Genomic DNA, 11,933 nt, shown 5'->3' on the forward strand with positions numbered 1-11,933 from the left:
CAATATATGAAAGGATGGTGATGCACATGAATGATTACCAATGTAGAGGGAACGATCGCATGTCGCTTCTGAAAGAAGAGGATCACCGGACTTGACGAACGTTGTCCATTGACACGGATGTATTCGTGTTTTACGTGCAACTGCACGGTTCAAGAACGGATCACGGCATGTGTTCGTTCCTGAAACAAATAAGGGGGAAACGCTACGGCGTTCCCCCTTTTTCATGTGCTAGAAACTGCTCGTATTTCTTTAAAAGCGTAGCGGAATATGAGATGATATAAAAAGTCAGAAAATTCAACTACTACGAGAGCAAGGGGCCTGACAATGCGAACATACACTAAGGAGATTCAAGCGATTATCGACAACGTAGAGAAAGTCATCATCGGTAAGGAAGATGTCATCACACAATCATTGGCAGCACTACTAGCGGGCGGTCACGTCCTATTAGAAGACGTACCGGGAGTCGGGAAGACGATGCTCGTCCGTGCGTTCAGCCGATCGATCGGGTTGACCTTCAAACGTGTTCAGTTCACGCCAGACCTACTTCCGTCAGATTTGACGGGTGTATCGATGTATAACCAGAAAACAAGCCAATTCGAATATAGACCGGGTCCTCTAATGGGGAACATCGTCTTAGCCGATGAGATCAACCGAACATCACCGAAAACTCAATCTGCCTTACTCGAGGGAATGGCGGAAGCGAACGTCACCGTCGATGGTGAGATTCATACGCTTCCGAATCCCTTTTTCGTCATGGCGACACAAAACCCGATTGAACATGAAGGAACGTATCCGTTACCAGAAGCACAACTCGACCGTTTCCTCGTCAAAGTCAAAATGGGTTATCCTGATTTCCAACAAGAAATGAAGCTACTGACACGTTTCGAACGGGATGAACCAATTGAAACGCTCGAAGCGGTGATTGGTCGCGAGCAATTGCTCCAGATGAAAGAAGAAGTCAAGAACGTCCATGTCTCACAGCCTGTCAAAAAATATATCGTCCATCTCGTCCAAGCGACCCGGACGAACGGTTCACTTTATCTCGGCGCGAGTCCCCGTTCTTCGATTGCCTTGATGAAAGTCGCGCAAGCATGGGCATACATGGAAGGACGCAGTTTCGTCTTACCGGATGATGTCAAACATCTCTTGATTCCGGTCCTGTCACACCGCTTGATTTTGACAGCGGACGCGCGTTATCACGGTCAATCGTCTGAACGGATTTTAGAACAAATCAAAAAAGAGGTTGCTGTACCCATCCAACAAGACGTGGAGTCCCTATGACGAAGTGGCAAATTGGTTGGCGTTACGCTGTACTCCTTTTGACGACGGTTGCCTTATGGACATATGCGCGCGTCGATGGCGGAAATGTCGCTTCCTTGCTGTTTTATGTCATGGCTGGTTTGACCGTCTACTGGACGCTCTTCCTCGTTTGGCCTGTCACGCAGGCACTGGCGACGCGCGAAGTCTCAAATAAGATGCTCGTTGCCGGAACGGATATCCCGGTTTCCTTGCGGGTTCGCCGACGTTTCCCGTTCCTTGTCGGAGCCGTCGAGGTGACGGAGGCGATTCCAAACGAACTCAGCGAAGAAAAACTCGATATCAGCCGTCCGCTCCGTGCCCACTACCGAAAGACAGAGCACATCGACTACACGATTCCATCGATTCGTCGAGGAGTGTACCAGATTCCTGGCTGTATCGTTGAAATTACAGATCCGTTCGGTCTGTTCAAGCGGAAGCGGATGTTTCCGGTCGAGACGTATCTTGCGATCGAACCGGCACGCCTTGCCGTTCAACTTCCGCATGAGGAGGATCGCGGCGATGGAGGAATCTCCCCTGTGTCGCTTGATCTTCGTCAGTCGTCCTTTACTGTCGTCGGGGTCCGGGAATACGTCAGTGGTGACCGGATGAATCAGATCGACTGGAAAGCGACAGCGAAACGTCAAGGCTTAATGACGAAAACGTTCGAACGAGAGCAGGAACGGGAGACGACGATCGTCTTTGATGAGGGGACGGAAGCGGGTGAAGCCTTCGAACGCGTCATCTCGATGCTGGCAGAAGCGACGGATCAGTTGAACAAACGACGGCTGAGCTACCGCATTCACCTCGTCGGACATGCTGTTCAATCGTTGTCGTTACCTCTTGAAGGAGCGAAACTGACGCATTACCTGATGACGGCGCAGCCGAGTCGGACACGGACGTTCATCGAGTCATGGGAGTACTCGTCAAAAGCACTTCGATTGAGTGGGAACGTCCTTTTCATCACACCGGATCTTGAATCGAACAATGAACTATGGATTTCGAAGATTAATCAAGAAGCCACCGTTCATGTCTATACACCAGAACGGAGGGGAGTGCGATGATGCGACGCTTGATTTGGAACGCCATCGCGGCAGCCGTCCTGACTTGTTTCATGCCACCACTTCTCGAACTGACGACGTTCGAGCATCTCTGGTCCTTCTTACCGATGCTGTTTCTGCCGTTGCTGTTGTCGCATCTATCGCGGCGTTACTTTTTACTCGGAAGTCTCGGTGGATTACTGCTGTCGTTCTATCTGATTTTGACGCCGGGAGCAGCACCATGGGGCATCTTTACGGAAATCAGTTCAGATATTCAGAGCGTCATCAATGGTGAATTACCAGGACGACCCGCTTTCGCGCTCTCGATCGGATTGATTAGTTTTTTGATCGCGTATCTCGCGCGTCGGACGTTCCCGAATCGTGGGTTCGTCTTCGGGCTTGCCTTCGGAGTCATCGGGTTCATCGCCTATTGTGATACATGGACGGATTACTCGGGAGAGACATTCATTCTCTATCCGATCATATTATCCTTGCTATTGCTCTATGCGACGGAAGTCAACGAACGACCACGCGCTTCTTACGTTCGTCTGCTGAGTGCCTTATTCATCATGGGTGCCGTCATCGTCGCTGCTGTCCAAAGTCCTGTCATCAATGCGACATGGCAAGACAGTTGGTACGATTTGACGTCCGGGCTTGAAGGTGAAGGAGAGCCGACGAATGCGATTCAAAAGGTTGGCTACGGTAACAATGACGAGCAACTCGGAGGACCGTTCCAGATGGACGATCGGGAAGTCTTCCAGGTCGAAAGTGAAGGGAACCGATACTGGCGAGTCGAGACGAAAGACATTTATACCGGCAAAGGCTGGGTGCTATCGGAATCGAACCCGGAAATCGATGGACGGGGTTTCTTCTCGCACTTCGGGCAAGAAGTCAAGACACGTGAGGAAACAGCGACGTTTGAGATGGCACGTGAATTACCGTTCGTGCCATATAACGGAGATAACGTCCGGGTCTCGGTCGATCAACAACGACAAAATGTACTGGTTGATCCAGAGAATCAAAAAATATCGTATCTAGACGAGGCGGATCGTCAACGCAATTATCAAATTGACTACTCGTATCCGCTCTTTACGGAAGAACAACTCCAGACAGATGAACCAGTCAATTTATCGGAGAATGAAACAGAGCGGTATCTCCAACTGCCGGATGGTTTACCACAGCGTGTCCGTGATTTAGCGGAACAAATCGTTGAGGGTGAGGAGACACCGTGGGACAAAGCACGGGCGATTGAAAATTATTTCGAAGAAGAGAACTTTGAATACAATACGGAGGAAGTTGCCGTACCAGGAGAAAATCAAGATTACGTCGATCAATTCCTATTCGAGACGAAGCTCGGATACTGTGATAACTTCTCGACGTCGGCTGCTGTTTTGCTACGGGCAGCCGGGTTACCCGCACGCTGGGTGAAAGGGTTCACGGGAGGCGAATCCGACGTCATCGGAGCTGCCGTGACGAGTTATACAGTGCGAAATAAAAATGCGCACTCGTGGGTCGAAGTGTATATCGAAGGACCAGGCTGGGTACCGCTTGAGCCAACAGTCAGTTTCGATGGAGCAGGACAATACACGATCGATCGGGAAACGGATAATGAGACGGAACAAGCAAATCCGCAACGTGAGACAGAAGATAATACGGAGACAACGACGCCAAATCGTCCGCAAGAAAATCTTCTTGATGAAGAACAGACGACTAGCGCTGGACAGACGGAGCAGAAGTCAATTCCATTTTGGCCAATCTTCCTGACGGCACTTGCTCTCTTATTCTTGTACTTGTTCCGAAAACCAATCATTCGAACACTCGCGATTCTCTTCTTCCGGAGACAAATCGAGCGACCGGAAGGATTCCGCCGGATGTACCGGTACCTCTTACGACGTCTTGATAAAAAAGGATTCCATTATCAAGATGGTCGGACGCTTGCGGAACTCGCTCACGAAGTCGATGGGTACTACGAGACGTATGCGATGCGACCGTTGACGGATGCTTACGAACGGATGGTCTATGGTGGAGAATCACTATCGGTTGAGAAAAAACGTGAATATTTCGAAAATATCATTCGTCATGTAGAGGGTTGATATTTACGAAACGATACAGTTACAATGGGAACAACGTAAATCACACACATGCAATCTCCTTTGTATATACTCGCGAATATGGCGCGAGAGTCTCTACCGGGTCACCTTAAACGACCTGACTATGAAGGAGCAGACCCTTCGTATACATTTTTTTGTGAAGCGGCCTGCTCTTTTTCCATTTTATCCATGGGCGAAGAGTGGGCTTTTTTCATAGGGTGCGCATGAAATCAGAAAGGCGGGAACAGATTTGGAAGCACATTTGGACCAGGAAATGATTCTCGTCCTCGATTTTGGAGGACAGTACAATCAATTGATCACACGTCGTATTCGGGACCTTGGTGTCTACAGTGAATTGCATTCGCATAAAATCACTGCAGCAGAAGTAAAAGAAATCGCACCTGCTGGTATCATCTTCTCAGGTGGTCCACGTAGCGTCTACGCAGAGGATGCGTACCGGTGTGACCCAGAAATCTTCGACCTCGGTATTCCAATCTTCGGGATCTGTTACGGCATGCAGCTCATGTCACAACATTTCGGCGGAACAGTAGAACGTGCGGGACATCGTGAATATGGAAAAGCCACATTGACGTTACAAGACCCGTCACCGATGTATGCGAACCTACCGCTTGAACAAACGGTCTGGATGAGCCACAGCGACCTCGTCACATCTGTGCCAAACGGATTCGTCGTCGATGGAACGAACGTGTCATGTCCGATCGCTTCGATCAAGAACGAAGAATTGAAAATGTACGGTGTGCAGTATCACCCGGAAGTGAACCATACGGTCTTCGGAAAAGAATTGCTCAAGAACTTCCTCTTTGAAGTCTGTAAATGTGCAGGCGATTGGTCGATGGAGAACTTCATCGAAATCGAAGTAGCGAAGATTCAAGAACAAGTTGGCGACAAAAAAGTCCTCTGTGCCCTTTCTGGTGGTGTCGACTCGTCTGTCGTCGCAGCCTTGATTCACAAAGCAATCGGTGATCAATTGACATGTATGTTCGTCGATCACGGTTTATTGCGTAAGGGTGAAGCGGAGAGCGTCATGAAGACATTCGCGGATCACTTCCACATGAACGTCATCAAGATTGATGCCCAGGACCGTTTTCTCGACAAACTCCGTGGTATCTCAGATCCAGAGCAGAAACGTAAAATCATCGGCAACGAGTTCGTCTACGTCTTCGACGAAGAAGCTTCGAAGTTGACGGACATGGACTTCCTTGCCCAAGGTACGCTCTACACGGATATTATCGAGAGCGGTACGGATACGGCACAAACAATTAAATCACACCACAACGTCGGTGGATTGCCGGAAGACATGCAGTTTGAATTGATCGAACCGATCAACACGTTGTTCAAGGATGAAGTCCGTGAACTTGGGAAAGAACTCGGTCTTTCTGATGAAATCGTGTGGCGTCAGCCGTTCCCAGGACCAGGTCTCGGAATTCGTGTCCTCGGTGAAATCACAGATGAGAAACTCGAAATCGTCCGTGAATCTGATTTCATTCTTCGGGATGAAATCAAAAAAGCAGGACTCGAGCGCGAAATCTGGCAATACTTCACAGTCCTTCCTCCAATCCGTTCGGTTGGTGTCATGGGCGATGAGCGGACATACGACTATGCGGTCGGAATCCGTGCCGTCACGTCAATTGACGGAATGACATCGGACTGGGCGCGTATCCCATGGGACGTGCTGGAGAAGATCTCGGTTCGAATCGTCAACGAAGTCCAGAACGTTAACCGTGTCCTGTACGATGTGACGTCGAAACCACCGTCAACGATTGAGTGGGAGTAAATGATTGGGCTTACTGAGACGATTCGTCTCATGAAGCTTGTGGTATCAACGATTTAAAGGGGATAGGTGAAAGGAAGTCTGTTTCACCTTCAACAACTCTATTTCAAAATGAAGCTCTCTTTTGTTCACATTATTTGTGAATGGAAGGGGGCTTTTTTACGAACAAAAGTATAAATCTATTAGTTAAAATAAATCGAAAATCAATAAACTAAGACTGAATGTATATTGAAAGTAAAAATTATACATCAAAAAACAAAAGTATTATAATGTTATTTTTTTGATTTTATTGTATTACGATTAATCATATGAGATATTTGAAAGGAGTAAGATGTCAGCTTTATGGACCTCACGAGGTGTTCTAATTAATGGTATTGAAATGATACCTACATAGATTCTATGGAATATTAACTCAACTATTTCGGCATCTTGCTCACCTTTTATTTTTGAGAGGAATGATAAAGTGGATAATAACGTAACTATAGTGGAAGATAAGGAAAATCTGGGAATAGATCTTGGTGATTTGAATACAAAAAATGCTTTATTATTAAATGAGTTTTTAAAAAAAATTAAGCAGGATGATTTTTTTAAAAGTAATGAACAAGATAGAGAGTTTGTTTTAAATAATGAAATTAAGCATTTTAAAGATGAAAGAGTCTGGGTTACGAAAAAAATTAGAATGGAATCGGAAGCAAGAATGAATAAAAATAATATTTTTTCGCTCTTTATGGTAAATTTTTATACTTTGATTGTATTAAGTTTATCGATTATAGCACTTGTTATTGATGATTCTGTCATTGTAAATAAGATTACGGTATTAACACTAATTTCGTCAGTTGCTTTGTTTGGAGTGTCGTTATTTGTTTCTTTATATGGTTTCAAAGAAAAGGCATTGTCTTATAAACAGTGCTATTTAGATTTAACAAAGATTGAAAATGATTTCCAAAGTCTTTTGTTAAAAGATCAAGAATATGAAGTCAAAGAGATTACTTTTAATGACTTAAAAAAAGACTATGCAAACATTTTAGAAAAAACGGATAATCATTCTCGTATCGACAGGCTAATTTATTTAAAAAATAACGGTAAATTAGAAACATTAGAGCTTAAATTATCATATTGGTATCTTAAAATTAAATGGTTTTTTGTCAAATCAGTTATTTTTATAATACCATTTATAATTATCTCTTTAATATTTATATGGAAGTGAATAATGATGAAAAAGTCAGCCTATCTTACATACAAAAAAATATTTAAAGAAAAAAATTTAAATGAACTTTATGAGAAGACGATTCATTTTAATACAGCTTCCGGAATTGATGGTATGGTAAAAAAAGTTTTTGATAAGAACCCTAATCTTCATTTTTCAATTATAGATAAAAAAATATACAATGGGACTTATAACTTTACTCCGTACAAGGAAAAATTGTTTATAAAAAATAGAAATTCTTTACCGAGAATGATTTCTATCCCTACTATTAGAGATAAAATTGTTCATAAGGGTCTGCATATAATTATGAGAGAAGCTTTTTTAATAAAGCAGCCTTTGGTTCAATCTGTAATAAGTGATATGAAGAAAGACCTAGAAAAATTTGATTCTTATATCAAAATTGACATTGAAAAATTTTACGACAACATAGATCATGATGTATTACTTAAAAAATTATCAAAAAAAATAAGACATGCTCCACTTCAAGATATAATTTTAAAAGCTATTAAGACTCCTACAACAGCTTATGGTTATTCTTCAAATGGTGGGATTGAATCTAACGAGCTAGGAGTACCTCAAGGACTATCAATTTCTAATACTTTAGCAGAAATTTTTTTTATAGATGTTGATAGGAAATTTAAGAAGATGAAAACAATTTCTTATTTTAGATATGTAGATGATATCTTAATTCTATGTAATCGAAAAAAACTAGAATCTATAAAAAAGAAAATTGTTGATGAGTTAGAGACGGACTATTTATTAAAAATTAATGAAAAAAAATGTAGTGCGGGTAGTATAAATGAAGAAGGGTTTGATTTTTTAGGATATAGAGTTCAAAAAATTGATAACAATGAGAACATAGGCTTGACTATTAAAAAAAATACTAAAAACAAGTTTGAAAAATCAATTGTTGATATGTTCACTCGTTATCGCGATTCTGAAAAAGTGACTATTGAAGAATTTGTATTTCATCTGAATAATAAAATTACTGGATCAATTAGTAGTAAGGTAAATGGTGACACGGAAAAAGAAAAAAAATATGGATGGGTATTTTTTTTCTCTCAAGTAGATGATTTAAATGTATTTCGTCATTTAGACTGGTTTATAAAAAAAATGTTAGTAAATTTCAATTTAAATAATCAAATATCAGACAAAGGATTAGAAGTAAAAAGTTTTTTGAAAACTTACTATGAAATTATCTACAATAGAACTAAAACTAAATATATACATAGGCCTGATAAATTGACTATAGAAGAAAAAAAGAACTTGCTTATACATACGTTTAACTTCAGAAGAAGCTATTTAGATACCGATGAAAAAATCGAACGAAACTACTATTCAAGAGTATATAAACCAATAAAAAAATTGGAAAAAGATGTACAAAACCTTTCGTAAGACTTCTGAAATTATTAAACGAAAAAGCTAAGTTTTTATAAGGTTAAAACCGAACGTTCGGATAAATTAAGTGGTTAAATTTCGTTTTTATGGTTGACCCATGAATTTGACCGTGCTACGATGTGTCTGTTCTTATTTTTCATACCACTAAAAAAACATAAATAATGCCGTATAATTCTGGGGATAGGGCCCGGAAGTCTCTACAGGAACACCGTAAAGGTTCCTACTACGGCGCACACGCAACATCGTGCGCTTATTGAAACGGCTTTTACCGCTTAGGTAAGGGCCGTTTTTTGTTTTCAAGGAGACGGCTTATTTGGAAGGAAGGCAATCATGAGCACACAATTGAAACAGCCACACCAACCGAAAGCAAAAGAAAATGCGATTGCGCGTTTCTTTGATTTCAATGGGCTTGGTACGAACATGCGTACAGAGTTCATCGCCGGCATGACGACATTCTTCGCGATGGCGTATATCTTATTCGTTAACCCGAATACATTAGCCGAAGCAGGAATGGACGCAGGAGCAGTCTTCGGTGCCACAGCACTCGTTGCGATCATCGGTTCCGTTACGATGGGATTACTAGCGAACTATCCAATCGCGCTCGCACCAGGAATGGGACTAAATGCTTTCTTCGCCTACAGCGTCGTCATCGGAATGGGTATTCCATGGCAAACCGCACTTTCAGGCGTTCTCGTCTCAGGTCTCGTCTTCATGGTATTAACAGCTTCAGGTATTCGTGAGATGATCATCAATGCGATTCCAGAACCATTGAAAATGGCAGTTGCAGCAGGTATCGGATTGTTCATCGCGTTCATCGGATTAAAAACAGGTGGTCTCGTCGTTGCGAATGAAGCAACACTCGTCTCGCTTGGTGATTTAAGTAAAGGAACAACGCTTCTCGCGGTATTTGGTCTTGTCGTATCTGCGGTCCTAATGACGCGTGGTGTCAAAGGGGCGATCTTCTTCGGAATGATCCTAACGGCAGTCGCTGGAATGATCTTCGGTTTGATTCCGATTCCAACAAGTCTTGGTGAAGTCATTTCAGCACCACCAAGCATCGCACCTACATTTGGGCAAGCATTCCTTCACTTCGATGAAATCTTCACGGTTCAAATGATGATCGTCATCTTAACTTTCTTCTTCGTTGATTTCTTTGATACAGCAGGTACACTGGTTGCGGTAGCAAACCAAGCCGGTCTGATCAAAGAAAATAAAGTACCACGCGCTGGTCGCGCATTGATCGCTGATTCAACAGCAACAGTAGCAGGTTCGATCCTTGGAACGTCGACGACGGTTTCTTACATCGAATCAAGTGCAGGGGTTGCAGCAGGTGGTCGTTCAGGAATGACGGCGATCGTCACAGCTTTATTCTTCGGTCTCGCTTTATTCTTCTCACCATTGCTCGCAATCATCACCGCACCGGTCACAGCACCCGCATTAATCATCGTTGGTGTGTTGATGGCAGCTTCATTGCTCCAGATCGATTGGAAAAAATTCGAGTATGCGGTTCCCGCGTTCTTGACCGTCATCATGATGCCGTTGACGTATTCAATCGCAACAGGGATTGCATTCGGTTTCCTCTTCTATCCGGTCACGATGATCGCGAAAGGACGAGCAAAAGAAGTGCATCCGATCATGTATGTATTATCACTCGGTTTCCTCGGTTACTTCATCTGGTTGCATTAATCCAAACTACGTCTTTCTTCTATATAGAAGAAAGACGTTTTTTTGTTTGGGAGAGGGTAAGGGAGAAGAGAGAGGGTGATTCAGATGTTACAGCAGATTACTGGACCTGTATTTGAGAACTTGGCTGAGAATAGGTTACTGATTCAATTAGCGAGAAAAGTTGGATTACCGCTTGGTGGAACATTATTCGTCGGAGGACAGGGCGCAGAAGAGACACTCGGCACTGTGAAACAATTTAATCAAGATGGACGAGCCGCGACAGTAGATTGTCTAGGAGAGTTCGTCGAGACAGAACAAGACGCTGTAGACATCGCAAATGAATGCATTAAAGTCATCGGACAGATCAAAGCATACGATCTAGACGCACAAGTATCTTTAAAGCTGACATCGATCGGATTAAGAATTGATCCGGATATCGCCTATCAACAGTTAAGTCGTATTGCAGAGGTTGCAGATCAACAAAACATGCGTGTGACAGTCAATATGGAAGAAGCGATGATGGTCGAGTCGATCGTCCGAGTCTTCGAACGCGTACATGAACATTATCCAAACGTCGGAATTGCGCTACAGGCAAATGTATTCCGTAGTCGTTTTGATCTAGAACGTCTTCAGGCAACAGTGCGTATCGTCAAAGGGGCATACGATGGAGACGATGAACTCTATATTCAACCGAAGAAGACAGTCGATGAGACATACCTTCAATTAGTAAAAGTCAATTTGTTAAATGGGAACTACACGCAAATCGCGACACATGATGAACAGATCATTCAGCAAATCATTGACTTTACTCAAATGAAACAGATTGATCCATCACGGTTTGAATTTCAAATGCTTCAAGGCATGCGACCGAAACGACAACAAGAGTTAGTTCGACAAGGTTATCGTGTCGTTATCTACGTTCCGCATGGTGTGGACTGGTATACGTATTTGATGAGACGGTTAGCAGAACGCCCAGCGAATATCGCGTTTACAGTAGGAGCCATGTTAAGAAGGTAAAGACTTTGCGAAGAGGATTTAAACTCTTTGCAAAGTTTTTTTAAAATAATGCTTGTGTTTGTCGAATTTTGTTGTTATATTAATAAATGTTCCAGCGAGACGCCTTTTATAAACGGTTCGTTGGGGCTGAAAAGTTTTTTAAAAAGCATGGTTGACATAATCAAAACAACCTGTTAATCTATTAAAGTTGCTAAGGCGGCAGACGAACTTTGAAAACTGAACGATGAGGCAAAAATCGTATTCTACGGAATACAAAAACGAATGAAGCGCAAGCTTCGTCAATCGTGACTTCGGTCACAAAAACGAGCAAGTCAAACACTTCATGGAGAGTTTGATCCTGGCTCAGGACGAACGCTGGCGGCGTGCCTAATACATGCAAGTCGAGCGCAGGAAACTGACGGAACTCTTCGGAGGGAAGGCAGTGGAAT

At 43.1% G+C, this 11,933-nt stretch carries 8 protein-coding genes, 1 rRNA gene and 2 riboswitches; all 9 genes read left to right on the forward strand.

Annotated elements, in window-relative coordinates:
- Positions 1–324 precede the first annotated feature (324 nt).
- A complete protein-coding gene (locus AYO36_RS12620; RefSeq protein WP_064300630.1) occupies positions 325–1,281 on the forward strand; it encodes an AAA family ATPase in 957 nt (318 codons plus the stop codon).
- Positions 1,278–2,360 (forward strand): DUF58 domain-containing protein, encoded by a 1,083-nt coding sequence (locus AYO36_RS12625; protein WP_023467046.1) that lies wholly within the window; start codon positions 1,278–1,280, stop codon positions 2,358–2,360. Before AYO36_RS12620 ends, AYO36_RS12625 begins: the two co-directional genes overlap by 4 nt.
- Positions 2,357–4,429 (forward strand): transglutaminase TgpA family protein, encoded by a 2,073-nt coding sequence (locus AYO36_RS12630; RefSeq protein WP_064300631.1) that lies wholly within the window; start codon positions 2,357–2,359, stop codon positions 4,427–4,429. Before AYO36_RS12625 ends, AYO36_RS12630 begins: the two co-directional genes overlap by 4 nt.
- Positions 4,430–4,469: 40 nt before the next feature.
- Positions 4,470–4,571: riboswitch (purine riboswitch) on the forward strand.
- A gap of 129 nt (positions 4,572–4,700) precedes the next feature.
- On the forward strand, positions 4,701–6,221 hold the full coding sequence (gene guaA, locus AYO36_RS12635) for a glutamine-hydrolyzing GMP synthase (RefSeq protein ID WP_051353615.1): 1,521 nt from the start codon (positions 4,701–4,703) through the stop codon (positions 6,219–6,221).
- 460 nt (positions 6,222–6,681) lie between these two features.
- Complete coding sequence (locus AYO36_RS12640) at positions 6,682–7,425, forward strand: SLATT domain-containing protein (protein ID WP_064300632.1); 744 nt, start codon at positions 6,682–6,684, stop codon at positions 7,423–7,425.
- Between the two features lie 6 nt (positions 7,426–7,431).
- On the forward strand, positions 7,432–8,820 hold the full coding sequence (locus AYO36_RS12645; protein WP_197484531.1) for a reverse transcriptase domain-containing protein: 1,389 nt from the start codon (positions 7,432–7,434) through the stop codon (positions 8,818–8,820).
- Between the two features lie 147 nt (positions 8,821–8,967).
- Positions 8,968–9,069: riboswitch (purine riboswitch) on the forward strand.
- A 135-nt stretch (positions 9,070–9,204) separates the two neighbouring features.
- Positions 9,205–10,509: an NCS2 family permease gene (locus AYO36_RS12650; protein WP_035398981.1), complete on the forward strand. Its 1,305-nt coding sequence runs from the start codon at positions 9,205–9,207 to the stop codon at positions 10,507–10,509.
- 84 nt (positions 10,510–10,593) lie between these two features.
- On the forward strand, positions 10,594–11,505 hold the full coding sequence (locus AYO36_RS12655; protein WP_064300634.1) for a proline dehydrogenase family protein: 912 nt from the start codon (positions 10,594–10,596) through the stop codon (positions 11,503–11,505).
- 319 nt (positions 11,506–11,824) lie between these two features.
- A 16S ribosomal RNA gene (locus tag AYO36_RS12660) occupies positions 11,825–11,933 on the forward strand; the annotation flags it as partial.

Source organism: Exiguobacterium sp. KKBO11, from assembly GCF_001644945.1.
Lineage (GTDB): Bacteria > Bacillota > Bacilli > Exiguobacteriales > Exiguobacteriaceae > Exiguobacterium_A > Exiguobacterium_A abrahamii.